Origin of the sequence: Erwinia sp. MYb416, assembly GCF_037479575.1 — a bacterium.
Lineage (GTDB): Bacteria > Pseudomonadota > Gammaproteobacteria > Enterobacterales > Enterobacteriaceae > Erwinia > Erwinia rhapontici.
The window spans coordinates 137,450-155,869 of the sequence record NZ_JBBGYT010000443.1 but is presented as its reverse complement, the minus strand read 5'-3'; the positions used below and the strand labels follow the sequence as shown (position 1 = coordinate 155,869).

General features: G+C 56.6%; 15 protein-coding genes. 7 read left to right on the top strand and 8 right to left on the bottom strand.

Going from position 1 to position 18,420, the window contains the following annotated elements; all coding sequences use genetic code 11:
• Positions 1-96: 96 nt before the first annotated feature.
• Positions 97-2,469 carry a beta-N-acetylhexosaminidase gene (locus tag WH277_RS28030; RefSeq protein ID WP_133844006.1) on the top strand — a complete coding sequence of 791 codons (2,373 nt, stop codon included), beginning with the start codon at positions 97-99 and terminating at the stop codon, positions 2,467-2,469.
• Between the two features lie 48 nt (positions 2,470-2,517).
• On the opposite strand, the gene ridA is transcribed toward WH277_RS28030, so the two are convergent.
• From ridA to argF, 4 genes are all read right to left on the bottom strand, one after another.
• Positions 2,518-2,904, bottom strand: a complete 387-nt coding sequence (ridA, locus tag WH277_RS28025; protein WP_133844004.1) for a 2-iminobutanoate/2-iminopropanoate deaminase — start codon at positions 2,902-2,904, stop codon at positions 2,518-2,520.
• 534 nt (positions 2,905-3,438) lie between these two features.
• Positions 3,439-3,903: an aspartate carbamoyltransferase regulatory subunit gene (gene pyrI, locus WH277_RS28020; RefSeq protein ID WP_133844002.1), complete on the bottom strand. Its 465-nt coding sequence runs from the start codon at positions 3,901-3,903 to the stop codon at positions 3,439-3,441.
• A gap of 12 nt (positions 3,904-3,915) precedes the next feature.
• Complete coding sequence (pyrB, locus tag WH277_RS28015) at positions 3,916-4,851, bottom strand: aspartate carbamoyltransferase (RefSeq protein WP_133843999.1); 936 nt, start codon at positions 4,849-4,851, stop codon at positions 3,916-3,918.
• Between the two features lie 305 nt (positions 4,852-5,156).
• Complete coding sequence (argF, locus tag WH277_RS28010; RefSeq protein WP_133843995.1) at positions 5,157-6,167, bottom strand: ornithine carbamoyltransferase; 1,011 nt, start codon at positions 6,165-6,167, stop codon at positions 5,157-5,159.
• Positions 6,168-6,324: 157 nt separating this feature from the next.
• Between argF and rraB the strand changes: the two genes are divergently transcribed.
• Positions 6,325-6,753: a ribonuclease E inhibitor RraB gene (gene rraB, locus WH277_RS28005; RefSeq protein WP_133843993.1), complete on the top strand. Its 429-nt coding sequence runs from the start codon at positions 6,325-6,327 to the stop codon at positions 6,751-6,753.
• Positions 6,754-6,808: 55 nt separating this feature from the next.
• Positions 6,809-7,573, top strand: a complete 765-nt coding sequence (gene miaE, locus WH277_RS28000) for a tRNA isopentenyl-2-thiomethyl-A-37 hydroxylase MiaE (RefSeq protein ID WP_133843991.1) — start codon at positions 6,809-6,811, stop codon at positions 7,571-7,573.
• A 66-nt stretch (positions 7,574-7,639) separates the two neighbouring features.
• Here the strand turns inward: miaE and WH277_RS27995 are convergent, their stop codons facing one another.
• Positions 7,640-8,143, bottom strand: a complete 504-nt coding sequence (locus WH277_RS27995) for a GNAT family N-acetyltransferase (RefSeq protein ID WP_259150696.1) — start codon at positions 8,141-8,143, stop codon at positions 7,640-7,642.
• A gap of 220 nt (positions 8,144-8,363) precedes the next feature.
• On the opposite strand from WH277_RS27995, the gene WH277_RS27990 reads away from it, so the two are divergent.
• Together WH277_RS27990 and WH277_RS27985 are read left to right on the top strand one after the other, a co-directional pair.
• Positions 8,364-9,551 (top strand): YjgN family protein, encoded by a 1,188-nt coding sequence (locus WH277_RS27990; RefSeq protein ID WP_159337325.1) that lies wholly within the window; start codon positions 8,364-8,366, stop codon positions 9,549-9,551.
• Between the two features lie 2 nt (positions 9,552-9,553).
• A complete protein-coding gene (locus WH277_RS27985) occupies positions 9,554-10,570 on the top strand; it encodes a M48 family metallopeptidase (protein WP_339507479.1) in 1,017 nt (338 codons plus the stop codon).
• 291 nt (positions 10,571-10,861) lie between these two features.
• On the opposite strand, the gene WH277_RS27980 is transcribed toward WH277_RS27985, so the two are convergent.
• From WH277_RS27980 to pepA, 3 genes are all read right to left on the bottom strand, one after another.
• On the bottom strand, positions 10,862-13,717 hold the full coding sequence (locus tag WH277_RS27980) for a valine--tRNA ligase (RefSeq protein ID WP_227535626.1): 2,856 nt from the start codon (positions 13,715-13,717) through the stop codon (positions 10,862-10,864).
• A 5-nt stretch (positions 13,718-13,722) separates the two neighbouring features.
• Positions 13,723-14,178 carry a DNA polymerase III subunit chi gene (locus WH277_RS27975; protein WP_133843981.1) on the bottom strand — a complete coding sequence of 152 codons (456 nt, stop codon included), beginning with the start codon at positions 14,176-14,178 and terminating at the stop codon, positions 13,723-13,725.
• Between the two features lie 134 nt (positions 14,179-14,312).
• Positions 14,313-15,821: a leucyl aminopeptidase gene (pepA, locus tag WH277_RS27970; RefSeq protein ID WP_133843979.1), complete on the bottom strand. Its 1,509-nt coding sequence runs from the start codon at positions 15,819-15,821 to the stop codon at positions 14,313-14,315.
• A gap of 256 nt (positions 15,822-16,077) precedes the next feature.
• Between pepA and lptF the strand changes: the two genes are divergently transcribed.
• Positions 16,078-17,178, top strand: a complete 1,101-nt coding sequence (gene lptF, locus WH277_RS27965; RefSeq protein WP_159337326.1) for an LPS export ABC transporter permease LptF — start codon at positions 16,078-16,080, stop codon at positions 17,176-17,178.
• Positions 17,178-18,254, top strand: coding sequence for an LPS export ABC transporter permease LptG (gene lptG, locus WH277_RS27960; protein WP_167863394.1), 1,077 nt, complete (start codon positions 17,178-17,180; stop codon positions 18,252-18,254). The genes lptF and lptG overlap by 1 nt, the downstream gene beginning before the upstream one ends.
• The last annotated feature ends 166 nt before the right edge of the window (positions 18,255-18,420 follow it).

Genomic DNA, 18,420 nt, shown 5'->3' with positions numbered 1-18,420 from the left:
CGCCTGCGCCTTATGGAATTCGTTTCGTGAGATGTAACTTGATGTAACACGCGAATTATGTTTTATGAGGTCATCACAAAAAAAGGATGCCCTGATATGCCATGGTCACTGCGCCCGCTGTTGCTTGCCTGTTCCCTGTTTCTGCCATTCACTGTGGCTGCCGACCCGGCAGGGAAACTCCCGCTGATGCCCTGGCCGCAGCAGGTAGAGCAGCCAGAGGGTAGGGGAAATCTGGCCCTGACCATGCCGCTGGCGATTCAGGTTAAGGGCGATAACCTGCACGAGGCAATCCCGCGCTGGCAGCAACGCCTGGCGCGTCAGACCGGTAACCCTGATCTGCCGATTTCCGCCAGTGCCACGTCATTACAGATCCGTATCGCCCGACAGGTTGCCGCTATTCCTCAACCGGACAGCGATGAGAGCTACCGGCTGGTGGTCAGCGCCGACGGCATCACACTGGATGCAGCCACCCGTTTTGGCGCGATGCGCGGCATGGAAACGCTGCTGCAACTGGTGCATAACAGCACGGTGCCCCTGGTGACGATTAATGACCACCCGCGCTTTCCGTGGCGCGGGATCCTGATTGATTCTGCCCGCCACTTTATGCCCATTGAGACGCTGAAACGCCAGATTGATGGCATCGCCGCTGCGCGTATGAACGTCTTCCACTGGCACCTGACCGACGACCAGGGCTGGCGTTTTGGTTCCAGCCATTTCCCGCAGTTGCAGGAAAAAGCCAGCGACGGACTGTGGTACAGCCCGCAGCAGATGCGCGATATCGTCAGCTATGCCGCCCATCGTGGCGTGCGTGTGGTGCCGGAAATTGACTTTCCGGGGCACGCTTCGGCACTGGCGGTGGCGATGCCTGAACTGATCGCGGCACCGGGGCCTTATCAAATGGAACGTGGCTGGGGCGTCTTTAAACCGCTGCTCGATCCGTCCCGCGAACAGGTTTATCAGTTTATTGATACGCTGGTGGGCGAGGTGGCCGCCATCTTCCCCGATCCTTATCTGCATATTGGTGGCGATGAAGTGGATCCCAGCCAGTGGGATAACTCTGAGGCTATCGCTCAGTTTATGCAGCAGAAAGGGTTGAAAGACAGTCATGCACTGCAGGCATATTTCAATCAACGGGTGGAGAAGATCCTGGAAAAACACCAGCGACAGATGATCGGCTGGGATGAAATCTATCATCCCGATCTGCCGCGCAGCATTCTGATCCAATCCTGGCGCGGACCGGATGCGCTGGGTGAAGTGGCAAAAAACAACTATCGCGGCATCCTTTCTACCGGCTTCTATCTCGATCAGGCCCAGCCTGCGGCGTTCCATTATCGCAATGAAGTCTGGCCGCAGGGACTGAACGATGCCGATCGGATCAAAGAGGGCGAAACAGCACAGAGCTGGCAATTTACGCTGCCACGTCTTAAGGGTAAGCCGCTCACAGGCAGCTTTACGCTGATTGATGCCGTTGGTGGATGGCGCGGATTTATTGATTTCGAAGGGCGCTCGCGGCGTATGGTGCGGGAGATCCGCTGGCTGTCGCCCACCCAGTTTACCTTCCGTGTCGACAGCTGGATGGGCGAGCTTCGTCCAGTGCTCACCCTGGCGGGCGACAACATGAGCGGCTACTGGCGCATCGGTAACGTGCGCTATCCCACGGTGGGCAGCAGGCTGCCGCAGCCTCCGCAGGGTATAAAACCGGTACTGCCGGATGATGCCCAGTTGCGAAATAACCTGCTGGGCGGGGAAGCGGCGCTGTGGAGCGAAATCGTCGATGAGAACGTGATTGACGTCCGTTTGTGGCCGCGGGCATTTGTGGTGGCAGAGCGGCTGTGGTCGGCCTCTGATGTGACGGATGAGAAGAATATGTATCAGCGCCTGGCAGCGGTTGATAGCTGGTCCGCCGTGTCGGTGGGTCTGCAACAGCACGCGGAGACGCAGTTGCAGATGATGCGTCTGGCCAACAGTAGTGACACGGTGCCGCTGCAAATCTTCGCTGAAGCGCTGGAGCCTGCGCAATTCTATACCCGACAGCATCTGAAATATCAGGCCGGACATTACACGCAGGCTGAACCGCTCAACCGGCTGGCCGATGTGCTGCCATCCGAAAGCAACAAAGTGCGTGAGCTGGATCAGCAGGTGGACGCGCTGATCGCCAATCGGGGTGACCGACAGGCGGCGCAGGCGATCCGCCGTCAGCTTCTGCAGTGGCAACACAATATTCCGCTGGTAGAGCCAGTGCTGGCACAGAACCCGCAGCTACGGCCGCTGCTGCCGGTGGCAGGGCAGGTGGCGGAGATCAGTCAGATGGGGCTGTCACTGCTGGATGCCATGGAAAAGGAACAAACTTTTGGCGCTCGTGAAGTGGCGAAGATGCATCAGCGGCTGGATCAGGCAGCGCTCAGCCAGGATGAAGTGGTGATTGCGCTGGTGTATCCGGTGGAGAAATTATTGCGCAACGGGAAATAACGGCGGGTCGATCGTTGATCGACCCGTACAACGATTCACGACGTTCGCTTAACGACGTACAGCGATCGCTTCGATTTCGATGTTCACATCTTTTGGCAGACGCGCCACTTCCACACACGAACGTGCCGGGAAGCTGGCCTGGTGCTCAGTGAAGAAGGCTTCGTAGGTGGCGTTCACCGTGGCGAAGTCATTCAAATCTTTCACGAACACGGTGGTTTTAACGATATCACCCACTTTCAAACCCGCGGCCTCAACAATCGCTTTCACATTTTCCAGCGACTGGCGTGCCTGAGCGGCAATATCGTCCGCCACAGCACCGGTTTTCGGATCGACCGGGATTTGGCCTGACGTGAAGATCATGCTGCCGAGATCCACACCCTGAACATAAGGGCCGATAGCGGCGGGGGCGTTTTCCGTACTGATTTCGCGTGACATAGTTTCTCCTGAATGTGTGCGATGGTGAGGATAGGGGTACAGCGTATCATTTTTGCCCGGGCCGGGCATGCCCGGCCCCTACAGGTACAGTGATATTCCGTAAGAGCGAGGCCCGACAGCAACGGTGATACCCCGTAAGAGCGAGGCCCGACAGTAACGGTGATACCCCCGTGGTGGCGAGGCCCGACAGCAACGGTGATACCCCGTAAGAGCGAGGCCCGACAGTAACGGTGATACCCCGTAGGGACGAGGCCCGACAGCAACGGTGATACCCCGTAGTGGCGAGGCCCGACAGCAACGCAGATACCCCGTAGGGGCGAGGCCCGACAGTAACGGTGATACCCCGTAGGGGCGAGGCCCGACAGCAACGGTGATACCCCGTAGTGGCGAGGCCCGACAGCAACGGAGATACCCCGTAGGGGCGAGGCCCGACAGTAACGGTGATACCCCCGTAGGGGCGAGGCATGCCTCGCCTCTCTGTTTGACCCGGCGCGTGTCACATCCTGCCCACGCAACGGAGCAAATGCAACGGCATTAACCGTTTGCCATCACCACATGGTGCGCGAACTCTTTCTCGCAGTATTTACATTTCAGGTGCAGCTCATCCTGGCGCTGTTTCACCGCGAAGCTGGAATGCACCGGTTCAGAACGGCTGATGCAGTTGCTGTTCGGGCAGGTCAGCACGCGTTCAATCCGGTCTGGCAACGTCGGGGAGCTCTTCGCCACCACGTTGTAATCATCAATGCGGTTCACCGTTGCGTGCGGTGCATACACCGCCAGCTGGTTGATCTGATCGTCGGTCAGGAAGGTGTTCTCAATCTTGATCAGGTCTTTGCGGCCCAGCTCACCCGAGGGCAGATTCAGGCCAATGGTAATGCGCTGGTCGGTTTCCGTCAGGCGGAACAGGGAGAGCAGCTTAAAGCCAATCTGAGCCGGGATATGGTCGATCACCGTGCCGCGTTTAATCGCTTCAACCTGTAATTTATTATCGTGTGTCATGTGCTTATCCCCTTAAAGAACCGGTTCGCTGTTCAGTACCAGCGCCAGAAGTGCCTGGCGTGCGTAGATACCGTTACCTGCCTGCTGGAAATACCAGGCGTGCGGCGTGTGATCGACATCCGTGTCGATTTCGTCAATACGCGGCAGCGGGTGCAGAACTTTCATATTCTCGCGTGCGCCCACCAGATCGCTGGCGCGCAGAATAAACTGGGCTTTGACGTTAGCGTATTCCGACGGATCAAGACGCTCTTTCTGTACACGGGTCATATACAGAATGTCCACCTGCGGTACCACTTCTTCAATGCTGTCATGACGTGTCCAGACAATGCCTTTTTCGTCGAGCATATCGGTGATGTAAGCCGGCATCGCCAGTGCATCAGGCGCAATAAAGTAAAAACGATTGCCTTCAAACTTCGCCAGCGCCTGGGTCAGTGAATGTACGGTGCGGCCATATTTCAAATCACCGACCATCGCCACGCTGAGGTTATTCAGACGGCCCTGCGTTTCCTGCAAGGTAAACAGATCGAGCAGCGTCTGAGTCGGATGCTGATTGGCGCCATCGCCCGCGTTCAGGATCGGCACGCCGCCGGAAAACTCGGTTGCCAGACGCGCGGCGCCTTCCTGCGGATGACGCATGACAATCGCATCCACATAGGTGCCAATCACGGAGATGGTATCGGCCAGGGTTTCCCCTTTCTTGCCCAGCGAGGTGTTGCTGCCATCGGCAAACCCGACCACGGACGCGCCAAGACGATGCATCGCCGTTTCAAACGAGAGGCGGGTGCGGGTGGACGCTTCAAAGAAGCAGCTGGCAATCACGTTGTGCTTCAGCAGCTCAGGCTGTGGGTTCGCCTTCAGGCTGGCCGCGGTACGCAATACCAGCTCCAGCTCTTCACGGTTGAGATCGTTAATTGAAATAATGTGTTTGTGATATAGGGGGTTAGCCATTTCCACTCCTTTTGCCGTTATCATTCATGATGCAGCGGTGTCGGCTGCCTCATGAGTGCTATAGCGCAACGTTTTTGCATTAAAATGCGGGCAAAAAAAAGCCCCTCAATGAGGGGCTTTTCTTGATGATCGGTCATGCAACGGGAGGAAAAACGGTGCTGCCCGCCTGTAGAAAGGCGATTCAGTACGGCTTGATTAACGCAATTTAGTTTCATGCATCCTCCCGGCAAACGGGGTGCATTATACGCATTCATCCGTTTGCAGCAAGCGAAAAACGCGTAACGTAATCGTTTGCCTGGGGTGAGTTACCCCAGCTGTGCCAGCGTGGCCACCATCACCGCTTTGATGGTGTGCAGACGGTTTTCCGCCTGGTCAAACACCACGCTGTGCGATGATTCAAACACTTCGTCAGTGACTTCCATGCCGCCGTGCAGATCGTACTGCTGTGCCATCTGCTGGCCCAGCGTGGTCTGGTCATCGTGGAACGCAGGCAGGCAGTGCAGGAACTTCACCTGCGGGTTCCCGGTCGCCTCAAGCATCGCCATGTTCACCTGATAAGGGCGCAGCAGGGCAATACGTTCGTGCCATACCTCTTTCGGCTCACCCATGGATACCCAGACGTCGGTGTAAATGAAGTCCGCGCCCAGCACGCCTTGCGCAATATCTTCTGTCAGGGTGATTTTTCCGCCGGTTTTTTCTGCCACGCTGCGGCATTCAGCAACCAGCCCCGCATCCGGCCAGCAGCTTTTCGGTGCCACCAGGCGCAGATCCAGGCCTGTCAGCGCCGCCGCCTCCAGCAGAGTATTGCCCATATTATTATGGGTATCGCCGACGTAGGTCAGCGTCATCTGACTGAAGGCTTTCTCCGGCAGGTGTTCCTGCATGGTGAGCAGGTCCGCCAGCAGTTGGGTGGGATGAAACTCGTTGGTCAGCCCGTTCCACACCGGCACGCCAGCGTGTTCGGCCAGGGATTCCACCAGCACCTGGCCGTGGCCGCGATATTGAATACCGTGGTACATCCGGCCCAGCACGCGGGCGGTGTCTTTCATCGACTCTTTATGGCCGATCTGGCTGCCGCTCGGGCCAATCCAGGTGACGTTCGCGCCCTGATCGTATGCGGCAACTTCGAAAGAGCATCGGGTGCGGGTCGAGTCTTTTTCGAAGATGAGCGCGATATTCTTACCTTTCAGGTGCTGAATTTCTTCGCCATTTTTTTTATCGGTTTTCAACGTGGACGCCAGCGCCAGTAAGCCGTTGATTTCAGCGGGGGTGAAATCGAGCAGCCTGAGGAAGTGACGTTGATATAACTGACTCATAAAGCACTCCGGGATGATCTTTAATGAATTAAAATTCAATTTAACCGTATTAATATTCACTTTCAACCCCGAAGAGCAGAAACTTGCTTTTAAAGGTAGTGGCGCAGAGGGCACTGTGGGAAAATACGCGAAATAACGCCTTAATGAGGAAGCGATCATGGCTAATGAAGCATTGTTGGAAGAGCAGCGTGAAGAAACGCGGCTGATTATTGAAGAACTGCTGGATGATGGCAGTGACCCGGACGCGCTGTACACCATTGAGCATCATTTCTCTTGCGACAGCTTCGATGCGCTGGAGAAAGCGGCCGTGGAAGCCTTTAAGCTGGGTTACGAAGTCACTGAGCCGGAAGAGCTGGATCTGGAAGATGGCACCAAAGTGATGTGCTGCGATATTCTCAGCGAAGGCGCGCTGAACGCTGAACTGATCGACGCGCAGGTTGAGCAGCTGATCGATGTGGCGGGCAAGTTCAACGTTGACTACGACGGTTGGGGCACCTACTTCGAAGATCCGGACGCGCAGGATGACGACGAAGGCGATGAAGATGACGAAGCCATCGACGGCGAAGATAACGGCATCCGCCACTGATTCTCCCCTGTAAATTCTGGCCGGGCATGCCCGGCCATTTCATGACGTTGAGCAAATGAATACCGAACACCTGCTGGCCCCTGTCCTCGATTTCCTGCACTGCCGTACGCCTCAAGCCTGGATTGACGAAGCCCGTCAGCCGCAACATCTTCCTCTGTTACTGACCGACCATCTGGTATGTGAGCTGAAAGCAGCCCAGACCGCCATGTGGCTGATCCGTAAATATGTTGCGGACAAAGCCAGCGGCGATGCCCTGCTGGCGTGGCTGAAACCCTGGGAACAGTTTGTTCACAACGATCAGGCCGATCTTGCCTTCCTCGAACAGCATAAAGGTCTGTCAAAAACCATTATCAGCCGTGAAGAGGTGCCTTATGGCGATGAGCTGGTGGATAAGATGGTGCTGCTGATCAAAGAAGAGCTGCACCATTTCTATCAGGTGCTGGAGATTATGCAGGCGCGTGGTATTCCCTATATGCGCATCACCGCCAGCCGCTATGCCAAAGGGTTAATCCGCGAGATCATCACGCATGAACCACAAACGCTGGTGGATAAACTGATCTGCGGAGCCTATATCGAAGCGCGATCCTGCGAGCGTTTTGCCAGTCTGGCACCGTATCTTGATGATGAACTGGCGGGGTTTTATATTTCGCTGCTGCGCTCAGAGGCGCGTCACTATCAGGATTACCTGGCGCTGGCTGCACTGATCTCACCGACGGATATCAGCGTGCGGGTGCGTAAAATCGGGGAAACGGAAGCGCGTCTGATCATGGAACCGGACAACCAGCTGCGTTTTCACAGTGGCGTTCCGAACTTCGCCTGAGAGGCGAGCGGATAAAAGGGCTGATTGGAACAGATGATCGGCCCCTGCAGGGGCCGTCCGCTGCGGTTAAAGGGTTTTCAGCATCGTCACTTCGCAATCCACATGACCGGTGGCACCCATCGGGCCATCGATATGCTCAAAACCGAGATGTTCATACAGGCGAATGGCGCGCGTCAGTGACGCGGTAGTTTCCAGATAGCAACGTTTAAAGCCCTGCTGGCGGGCATAGTCCATCGCCTGAATGGCCAGACGGCGTGCCAGCCCGAGGCCACGCACCGACGGCATAAAATACATTTTCTGCAGTTCACAGACATCCGCATCGCTGCTCGCCAGTGGCGCGATGCCACCGCCACCCACCACCTTTCCTTCCACTTCGACCACCCAGAAAGCACAGTTCTCTTCACTATAGACTTCATAGAGATGGTCAAGATTAGGGTCAGAAACGGTATAGCCTTTATCTGCCGTCAGGCCAAATTCTGCCGATACGGTGCGGATCACCGCAGCAATATGCGGGTTGTCAGCGGGAACGATCGGGCGCACGCGCAGGGTTGTCTGAATTGCGGTTGTCATACATTTCGCTCATGGTCTGTCGGTTGCAGGTAGTGTAATAACACTGCCAGCGTGCGGATGCAATGTCTGTGCATCAGGGGTTAACGTGTCTGAGTATGTTATCTAAATGATAATTATTTATTGTCGGGTTTCCAATGCCATGCTTAAATAGCGCGGCTATTTATTACGCTTTTATTTTCTGCTTCCCAGCAGTCTATTTCTATTTCAGGAAGAAAAACAAATGGAAAACAATACCTCGAATCAGCAGCGTCATGCGGTGCTGTTTCACGGTCGTTCTGGTGAATATTTCTCTATCTGGCTGGTCAATGCACTGCTGACCATGATCACATTGGGTATTTATTCTGCCTGGGCCACCGTCCGTCGCCGTCGCTATTTCTATGGCAATACCGAAATTGCGGGCGATCGCTTTGATTACCACGCTCGTCCCATTGATATCTTGAAAGGCCGTATTATTGTCTTCGTGGGCCTGGTGCTGTTCTTTATCCTCTCTTCAGCCATGCCGGGAATCTCACTGGTATTCGCGCTGGCGTTCTTCGCGTTAATACCGTGGATTGTCATCCGCAGCTGGCGTTACAACGCGCTGATGAGCAGCTTCCGTGGTGTGCGTTTTAACTACCTTTGCCGCGTGGGCCGTGCTTACTGGACCATGTTCCTGTGCCCGGTACTGCTGGTGCTGGCGCTCTATCTGGTGGTCGGTGCGGTCGGTTTCTTAGCCGCGAACAGCGGCAGCATCAGCGCTGGATTGACCGTTGGCATCCTGGCCTTTGTGCTGTTGCTGGCAGGCCTGGCGGCCGTGCAGGGTACCGTAGCTGCACTGAACCACGATCTGTATATCAACAACATGTCCTACGGTTCCCTGCCATTTAAAGCAGCGCTGAGCAAAAAAGCGTTTATCAAAATGGTGCTGATCAGCTTCCTGATTATGCTGCCATTCCTGATTATTGCCGGCATGCTGATTGGCTCGCTGTTTGTCTCGATCTTTTATGCCGTGGCAATGGGTATGACCGATCCAGAGATGATGAACAATCTGATGGCAGGAAACTTTTTGAATATCTTCCTGACCTTCTTAATATTACTTTTCGGTGGTTTAGTTTCTTCTGCTTATTTAGTCGTGGCACAGCGTAATTACGTGTTTGGCCAGACTCAATTAGGTGAAAAACTCCGCCTTAAGTCAACTATGTCTACAGGATCATTCTTAGGCCTGACGCTGACCAATACCCTGATTGTGATTTTCACCCTGGGTCTGGGGACGCCAATTGCTGAAGTTCGTCTGGCACGCTATATGGCGAACAGCACGGCGCTGGAAGGCGATATCTCTCTGCTGGACGTGCAGGCGCACCATGACACTGCCGGCACCGCCGTAGCAGAAGAAGTTGTTTCCGCATTCGATCTGAACGCTGGCATCTGACCTTGCAGCTGAACGGTTTTTATCAGTACCCTGGACGGGCAGCTCGCGAGGCTGCCCGTCTCACATTAGCGGAACAGCATGTGACGCTGGATCAGGGCACGCACCGGCAGCTCCTGATGTTGAACGATGTGACGGTCTCTGACGCGCTCGGGACCATCCCGCTGACGATCTCCTTCCCGGACGGCGGGCGCTTTGTCCCGGATGATGATGCGGCGTTCCGCGAGTGGTGGCAGCAGCGTCGTCGTCCAGGCCTCGTTCACCGGCTGGAACAGCATCGCCGGGGTGTCGTTGTTACTTTGCTGGCCACGCTGGCCGCCATTGCGTTCTACATCTGGGTGATCCTGCCCGTGACCAGCCGTGTGCTGGCGCAGCATATTCCCGCGTATGTTGAGCGCCAGGTCGGCCAGCAAACCTTCACTCTGCTACAGCATACCGGCTTCAGCGTTGGACGCCTGACGGAAGAGCAACAGCAGCGTATCAACCGGCTGTTCCGTGACATTATTCCGGCAGAGATGAAAGATGACCCGACGCCGCTGCGGCTGAAGATCATGCATTTCGCCGGGGGGCCGAACGCCTTTATGCTGGCAGACGGTACGCTGATCGTCAGCGATGACCTGGTGCGCATGGCGAAAAGTGACGATGCGATTGTCGCGGTGATGCTGCATGAGATGGGGCACCATCAGCATCGTCATGTGATGCGTATGCTGGTGCGTTCGTCGCTGGTGTCGCTGAGCTATCTCTGGCTGACCGGCGATGTCAGCGGGATTGGTGACACGCTGTTACAGTCGGCGGCGTTTATTGATCAGCTTCAGTTCTCACGCAGCATGGAGCGTGAGGCCGATGAGTATGCCATTGTGCAGATGAAGGCGCAGGGGCGTTCTCTGGCAGCGATGTCTGAGATCTACCGGCAGCTTGAACAGTCCGCAGAGAAGGAGAGCAGTGGGATTAATCTGCCGGAATGGATGAGTACCCATCCGGATATGCCTGCGCGCATCAAAGCCATTCAGGCGGCGGAGTAAATCTGTCAGAAAGGGCGAGGCACGCAATAAAAAAGGGCCAGGCATGCCTGGCCCCTACGGGGAACGGTGTTGTAGGGCAGGGCACTGCGCCCCACAGGGATTGATAGTGTAGGGGAGGGGCATGCCGCCCCCACAGTGATTGATGTTGTAGGGCAGGGCACGGCGCCCCACAGGGATTGATAGTGTAGGGGAGGGGCACGCCGCCCCCACAGGGATTGATATTGTAGGGCAGGGCATGCCGCCCCACAGGGATTGATATTGTAGGGGAGGGGCATGCCCCTCCCTTCACCATTACAGCGCGGCAATCACCGCTTGCTGCTCAATCAGTTTGATCTTCGCCTGCTCAAAGTCCGCCAGACGTTCACGCTCTTTCGCCACGACGGCTTCCGGTGCGCGCGCCACAAACCCTTCATTGCCCAGCTTAGCGGTGATTTTTTCCATCTCCACCTCCAGCTTAGCCACTTCCTTCACCAGACGCTCCAGCTCCGCCGCTTTATCCACCAGGTCAGCCATCGGGATCAGCAGCTCAGCACCGTCAACCAGTTTGGTCACGGAAACCGGGCCTTTCTCGCCCGCTGGCAGCAGCTCAAGCGTTTCAAGACGCGCCAGGGTTTTGAGGAAGTTATGGTTATCGTTCACACGACGCACCACATCGGCACTGGCGCCACGCAACAGCACATCCAGCGGTTTGGACGGGGAGATATTCATCTCGTTGCGAATGTTACGCACCGCGACGATCGCCTGCTTCATCCACTCGGTGTCGGTCATCGCCGCCACATCAACACGGCTTTCGCTGAATGCCGGCATCGGTTGCAGCATGATGGTGTCGTCGCTGATGTTTTTCAGCACTTTCACCTGCTGCCAGATGGTTTCAGTGATAAACGGAATAATCGGATGCGCCAGACGCAGCAGGGCTTCCAGTACCGTAACCAGCGTGTTGCGCGTACCGCGCAGCTGAGCCTCAGAACCGCCGTTCATCACCGGCTTAGCCAGCTCCAGATACCAGTCGCAGAACTGGTTCCAGGTGAACTCATACAGAATGTTAGCGGCGATATCGAAGCGATAGCTGTCCAGCGCTGCACGATAGGCTTTCACCGTTTCGTTGAATTCCGCGAGGATCCAGCGGTCCGCCAGCGACAGTTCCAGCTCGCCGCCGTTGAAGCCGCAGTCGTGCTCTTCGGTATTCATCAGCACAAAGCGGCTGGCGTTCCACAGCTTGTTACAGAAGTTGCGGTAACCTTCCAGGCGCTTCATATCCCAGTTGATGTCGCGGCCGGTTGAGGCCAGCGCCGCCAGGGTGAAGCGCAGAGCATCGGTGCCGTGCGGCTCAATACCGTTCGGGAACTGCTTCTCGGTGCGCTTACGGATTTTCTCCGCCAGCTGCGGCTGCATCATGTTGCCGGTGCGTTTCTCCAGCAGATCTTCCAGCGAGATACCGTCAACCATATCCAGTGGGTCGATCACGTTGCCTTTGGACTTGGACATTTTCTGCCCTTCGTCGTCACGGATCAGACCTGTCATATACACGGTTTTGAACGGCACCTGCGGTTTGCCGTCTTCATCTTTGATGAAGTGCATGGTCAGCATGATCATGCGGGCAATCCAGAAGAAGATGATGTCGAAGCCGCTGACCAGCACGCTGGTCGGGTGGAAGGTGCGCAGCGCTTCGGTGTTCTCCGGCCAGCCCAGGGTGGAGAAGGTCCACAGCCCGGAAGAGAACCAGGTATCCAGCACGTCTTCGTCCTGGGTCAGCACCACATCGGCACCCAGATTGTTCTCGGCGCGCACTTCTTCTTCGCTGCGCGCCACGTAGACGTTCCCTTCGGCATCATACCAGGCCGGGATACGGTGACCCCACCACAGCTGACGCGAGATGCACCAGTCCTGGATATCACGCATCCACGAGAAGTACATGTTTTCATACTGCTTCGGTACGAACTGGATCTCACCCTGTTCCACCGCTTCTACCGCCACTTTCGCCAGCGGGGCCGTGCGCACGTACCACTGATCGGTCAGCATGGGCTCGATCACCACACCGCCGCGATCGCCATAAGGCACGGTCAGGTCGTGGGGTTTGATCTCATCCAGCAGGCCGAGAGCATCAATCGCTGCCACGATCGCTTTACGCGCCGCAAAGCGTTCAAGCTTCTGGAATTCAGCCGGAATGGTCGGATCGCAGGCATCAGACTCTTCGCCGTTGGTGTCATACACCTGGGCTGTTTCACGGATGTCGCCATCGAAGGTCAGGATGTTGATCATCGGCAGCTTGTGGCGACGTCCCACTTCGTAGTCGTTGAAGTCGTGCGCCGGGGTGATCTTCACGCAGCCGGTGCCTTTCTCCATGTCAGCGTGTTCATCACCGACGATCGGAATACGGCGACCGACCAGCGGCAGCACGAGGAATTTGCCGATCAGATCTTTGTAACGCGGATCTTCAGGATTGACCGCCACGCCGGTATCACCGAGTACGGTTTCCGGGCGCGTGGTGGCGACCACCAGATAATCTTTACCGTCAGCGGTTTTCACCCCGTCGGCCAGCGGATAGCGGATGTGCCACATGGAGCCTTTTGACTCGCGGTTTTCCACTTCCAGGTCAGAGATGGCGGTGCGCAGTTTAGGGTCCCAGTTCACCAGGCGCTTGCCACGGTAGATCAGGTTCTCTTTGTGCAGGCGAACGAACACCTCTTTCACGGCATTCGACAGGCCTTCATCCATGGTGAAGCGCTCACGCTCCCAGTCCACGGAGTTGCCCAGACGACGCATCTGGCGGGTAATGGTGCCGCCGGATTCGGCTTTCCACTGCCAGATTTTTTCGATGAACGCATCGCGGCCGTAATCTTTACGGGTTTTGCCTTCTTCCGCGGCGATCTTACGCTCTACCACCATCTGCGTGGCGATGCCCGCGTGGTCGGTCCCTGCCTGCCACAGGGTGTTTTTACCCTGCATGCGCTGGTAGCGGATCATGGTGTCCATGATGGTCTGCTGGAAGGCGTGACCCATATGCAAGCTACCGGTTACATTCGGCGGCGGGATCATGATGCAGAAGCTTTCCTGGCTGGTGTCGCCATGCGGTTTAAAGTAGCCCTGTTGTTCCCAGTGCTCGTAAAGCGGCTGCTCGATATCTTGCGGGTTATATGTCTTTTCCATGTCTGCTATGTCTTAGGCAAAGGGGGCGTTGCCGTATTCAAGTGGAATCCAACGCTGCGATAAGCTTTATAGCGGTCGCGCGCCAGCTGTTTCAAAGATGGTTCATAGGGGACGAAGTCTACCACTTCATAGAAAGCGGTGGCAAAATCTGCAAACTGCGGCAGCAGGCTGATCAGCAGATCGCGCGGTGAATTACCGCGACGTTGTGGCCAGGCCAGCTCGACCGGGGCACCATACTTTGGGCCTTCTCCAGCCAGATTATGCGGCACGAAGGCATTTGCCGGGCGTTGCCACAGGGCTTCATCCAGCCGGATGGCCTGCGCTTCGTCTTCACAGGCAATCAGCACGCGTTTCCCGTCACGCCAGCGGGCCTCAGCCAGATCGCAGACCAGCGCTTCATGAGCGCTCAGCCCGTCAACCGGGGTATCGGTTTCCAGCAGATAGAAAGTTGCGTTTTTCATAATGATGCCAGTTGGGTTGGTCAGATCCGCAGGGGCCAGGCATAGCTGGCCCCTGCAAATACGATGGCGGTGTCGCAGGGGTCAGGCATGCCTGACCCGAACGAGGCACCCTGCAGGCACCTGTTACCGTCGGTTTAATCGTCGCCGTTCAGACCTGCGCGGTTCAACAGGAACTGAGAGAGCAGGGCAACCGGACGACCGGTCGCGCCTTTGGCCTTTCCTGAACGCCAGGCGGTTCCGGCCACATCAAGATGTGCCCAGTTGTACTTACGCGTGAAGCGCGCCAGGAAGCAGGCTGCGGTGATGGCACCACCCGGGCGGCCGCCAATGTTTGCCATATCGGCAAAATTGGAATCCAGCTGCTCCTGATATTCATCCGCCATCGGCAGACGCCATGCGCGATCGCCTGCCTGTTCTGAAGCACCAATCAGCTCATGCGCCAGCGGGTTGTGGTTCGACAGCAGGCCGCTGATATGGTGGCCCAGCGCAATCACGCAGGCTCCGGTCAGCGTAGCCACGTCGATAACCACATCCGGGTCAAAGCGCTCAACGTAGGTCAGGGCATCGCACAGAACCAGTCGACCTTCCGCATCCGTGTTCAGCACTTCTACGGTCTGGCCAGACATGGTGGTCAGCACATCACCTGGACGGTAAGCGCGGCCACCCGGCATGTTTTCACAGCCCGCCAGCACGCCCACCACGTTCAGCGGCAGACCCAGCTCAGCAACCATGCGCATGACGCCGTACACTGAGGCCGCCCCGCACATATCGTACTTCATTTCGTCCATCGCTTCGCCCGGCTTGAGCGAGATACCGCCGGTATCAAAGGTCACGCCTTTCCCGACCAGCACGATGGGACGCGCTTCTTTATCCGGGTTGCCTTTGTACTCGATCACCGACATCAGGGATTCATTCTGCGAACCGGCCCCGACGGCAAGATAGGCGTTCATCCCCAGCTCTTTCATCTGCTGTTCGCCGATGACGCGGGTGGTGATGTTGGCCCAGGTATCCGCCAGCTGGCGCGCCTGTGACGCCAGGTAAGCGGCGTTACAGATGTTCGGTGGCATATTGCCGAGATCTTTCGCGGCCTTAACGCCCGCAGCCACCGCCAGACCGTGCTGAATCGCACGTTCACCGCTGGTCAGTTCGCGGCGCGTCGGCACGTTGAACACCAGCTTGCGCAGCGGACGACGCGGCTCAACCTTGTTGCTTTTCAACTGGTCGAAGCTGTACAGCGTCTCTTTTGACGTTTCTACCGCCTGGCGTACTTTCCAGTAGGTGTTGCGCCCTTTGACGTGCAGCTCGGTCAGGAAGCAGACGGCTTCCATCGAACCGGTGTCGTTCAGCGTGTTAATGGTCTTTTGAATGACCTGCTTGTACTGACGCTCATCCAGCTCACGCTCCTTGCCACAACCAATCAGCAAGATACGTTCAGAGAGAATGTTCGGCACATGATGCAGCAGCAGAGTCTGGCCGACTTTTCCTTCCAGTTCACCACGGCGCAGCAGGGCGCTAATGTATCCATCGCTGATTTTATCCAGCTGTTCAGCAATCGGTGACAACCGGCGCGGTTCAAACACGCCCACCACAATACAGGCACTGCGCTGTTTTTCCGGGCTACCGCTTTTTACACTGAACTCCATGCACTCTCCTGAATCTTAAAGACAACGGCGCTTGCTGCGGCTAGAATAGACCGCTTTCGTAACGTATAGCGCTGTCGCATAACGCTGTTGTCAGATTGGGTTTTGGTGAGGATTATTTTTTTTTGCATCACCAGAACGCGGTTGTTGTCATACTATTTTAGTAGTGACATGGGCCATTGATGAGAATAAATGGCGTATAAGCGATGAAACTAGCGATTTTCCTGCAAAAAGACAAGTTTTCACAGGCGTACTCAGCGTGATCATTATTAGATATCTGGTTCGGGAAATGCTCAAAAGCCAGCTGGCTATCCTGTTCATCCTGCTGCTGATCTTCTTTTGTCAGAAGTTAGTCAGGATACTGGGAGCCGCGGTGGATGGCGAAATTCCTACAAATTTAGTGCTGACCTTATTGGGCCTTGGCGTGCCCGAGATGGCACAGCTGATCCTGCCGTTAAGCCTCTTTTTAGCCATTTTGATGACGCTTGGCCGATTATACACCGAGAGTGAAATCACCGTGATGCACGCCTGTGGTTTAGGCAAGAGCGTGCTGGTGAAGGCGGCGATGATCCTGATGTTGTTCACGGCATTGGTTGCCGCGGTCAACGTCGGCTGGATGGGGCCGTGGTCTTCTCGTTATCAAAGTGAAGTGATGCAGAACGCGAAAGCGAACCCGGGCGCCGCTGCGCTGGCCGCCGGTCAGTTCCAGCAGTCTGGCGATGGTCAATCTGTGCTGTTTATCGAAAACGTCAAAGGCAACAATTTTGGCAATGTTTTCCTCGCGCAGTTGCGGCCGAAAGGCAATGCCCGGCCGTCCGTGGTGGTCGCTGACCATGGACATATGGAACAGCGTAAAGACGGTTCGCAGGTGGTGACGCTCGACAGCGGCACCCGTTTCGAAGGCACTGCGCTGCTGCGTGACTTCCGCATTACTGACTTCAAAAATTATCAGGCGATTGTCGGCCATCAGACCGCTACCCTTGACCCGAATGACTCTGAGCAGATGAGCTTCGGCGAGCTGTGGCACTCTGATAAACCTGATTTCCGCAGTGAGTTGCACTGGCGACTGACGCTGGTGTTCTCGGTGCTGATCATGGCGCTGATGGTGGTGCCGCTCAGCGTGGTCAACCCGCGTCAGGGACGCGTGCTGTCGATGCTGCCAGCGATGCTGCTCTATCTGGTGTTCTTCCTGCTGCAAAGTTCGCTGCGCTCCAGCGGCAATAAGGGGCGCCTCGATCCGGCTCTGTGGATGTGGGGGGTTAACCTCGGGTATCTGGCGCTGGCCGTACTGCTGAATGCGTGGGATACGGTGCCAATGCGCCGACTGCGCGCGCGTTTCACTCGCGGAGGATCGGTCTGATGTTTGGCGTTCTTGACAAATATATCGGTAAAACGATTTTCAATACGATTATGGCGACGCTGTTTATGCTGGTGTCGCTCTCCGGCATCATCAAATTTGTCGATCAGCTGCGTAAAACCGGGCAGGGCGAATACACCGCGCTCGGTGCCGGGCTGTATACCCTGCTGAGTGTGCCGAAAGATATTGAGATCTTCTTCCCGATGGCCGCGCTGCTCGGGGCACTGCTGGGCTTAGGTACGCTGGCCCAGCGCAGCGAGCTGGTGGTGATGCAGGCTTCCGGTTTTACCCGTATGCAGATTGCCGCCTCGGTGATGAAAACCGCGATCCCGCTGGTGCTGCTGACCATGGCCATCGGTGAGTTTGTGGCCCCGCAGGGTGAGCAGATGGCGCGTAACTACCGTGCGCAGCAGCTGGTGGGCGGTTCGCTGCTCTCCACGCAGAGCGGGCTGTGGGCGAAAGACGGCGATAACTTTATCTTTATCGAACGTATTCGCGGCGACAACCAGCTGGCGGGCATCAGTATTTACAGCTTTAACAAAGAGCGCCGTTTGCAAACCGTGCGCTATGCCGCCTCTGCGCAGTACAACGCGGAGAAAAAACTGTGGGAGCTGGCGCAGGTGGATCAGTCCGACCTGACGGACCCGCAGCAGGTGAAAGGCACCCAGACGCTGAGTGGCGAATGGAAAACCACCCTGACCCCGGACAAGCTGGGTGTGGTGGCGCTGGACCCAACGGCGCTGTCGATCACCGGGCTGTATAACTATACGAAGTATCTGAAGCAGAGTGGGCAGGTGTCTGGCCGCTATGAGCTGAACATGTGGAGCAAGATCTTCCAGCCGCTGTCGGTGGCGGTGATGATGCTGATGGCCCTCTCGTTTATCTTTGGCCCGCTGCGCAGCGTGTCGATGGGGATGCGCGTGGTCACCGGGATCAGTTTTGGCTTCCTGTTCTACGTGCTGGACCAGATCTTTGGGCCGTTGAGCCTGGTGTATAACATTCCGCCATTGCTGGGCGCGCTGCTGCCGAGTGCCGCGTTCTTTGCGATCAGTGTGTTTATGCTGCTGAAGCGGCGGTAATCAGGGCGCTCGGGCCTATCCCGCAGGCGGACCTTTTGTTTCGGTCAGCCTGTGGTGTTAAAGCCAGGTCAACGTCAAGGGCGTTTCGCTTTCCCGCTGTCGCGGGATGAGCGACCCCGGGCGGCCAATCGCCGCCGCCCTGGGGACCCGGGCTTGCGGCAGGCGC

What these genes read in the sequence shown, in the direction of transcription:
- rraB (WP_133843993.1), top strand. Translation starts at nt 6,325, where the DNA reads ATGGCTAATGAAGCATTGTTGGAAGAGCAGCGTGAAGAAACGCGGCTG.
- pyrB (WP_133843999.1), bottom strand. Translation starts at nt 4,851, where the DNA reads ATGGCTAACCCCCTATATCACAAACACATTATTTCAATTAACGATCTC.
- ridA (WP_133844004.1), bottom strand. Translation starts at nt 2,904, where the DNA reads ATGTCACGCGAAATCAGTACGGAAAACGCCCCCGCCGCTATCGGCCCT.
- miaE (WP_133843991.1), top strand. Translation starts at nt 6,809, where the DNA reads ATGAATACCGAACACCTGCTGGCCCCTGTCCTCGATTTCCTGCACTGC.
- WH277_RS27995 (WP_259150696.1), bottom strand. Translation starts at nt 8,143, where the DNA reads ATGACAACCGCAATTCAGACAACCCTGCGCGTGCGCCCGATCGTTCCC.
- WH277_RS27980 (WP_227535626.1), bottom strand. Translation starts at nt 13,717, where the DNA reads ATGGAAAAGACATATAACCCGCAAGATATCGAGCAGCCGCTTTACGAG.
- argF (WP_133843995.1), bottom strand. Translation starts at nt 6,167, where the DNA reads ATGAGTCAGTTATATCAACGTCACTTCCTCAGGCTGCTCGATTTCACC.
- WH277_RS27975 (WP_133843981.1), bottom strand. Translation starts at nt 14,178, where the DNA reads ATGAAAAACGCAACTTTCTATCTGCTGGAAACCGATACCCCGGTTGAC.
- WH277_RS27990 (WP_159337325.1), top strand. Translation starts at nt 8,364, where the DNA reads ATGGAAAACAATACCTCGAATCAGCAGCGTCATGCGGTGCTGTTTCAC.
- lptG (WP_167863394.1), top strand. Translation starts at nt 17,178, where the DNA reads ATGTTTGGCGTTCTTGACAAATATATCGGTAAAACGATTTTCAATACG.
- pyrI (WP_133844002.1), bottom strand. Translation starts at nt 3,903, where the DNA reads ATGACACACGATAATAAATTACAGGTTGAAGCGATTAAACGCGGCACG.
- WH277_RS28030 (WP_133844006.1), top strand. Translation starts at nt 97, where the DNA reads ATGCCATGGTCACTGCGCCCGCTGTTGCTTGCCTGTTCCCTGTTTCTG.
- pepA (WP_133843979.1), bottom strand. Translation starts at nt 15,821, where the DNA reads ATGGAGTTCAGTGTAAAAAGCGGTAGCCCGGAAAAACAGCGCAGTGCC.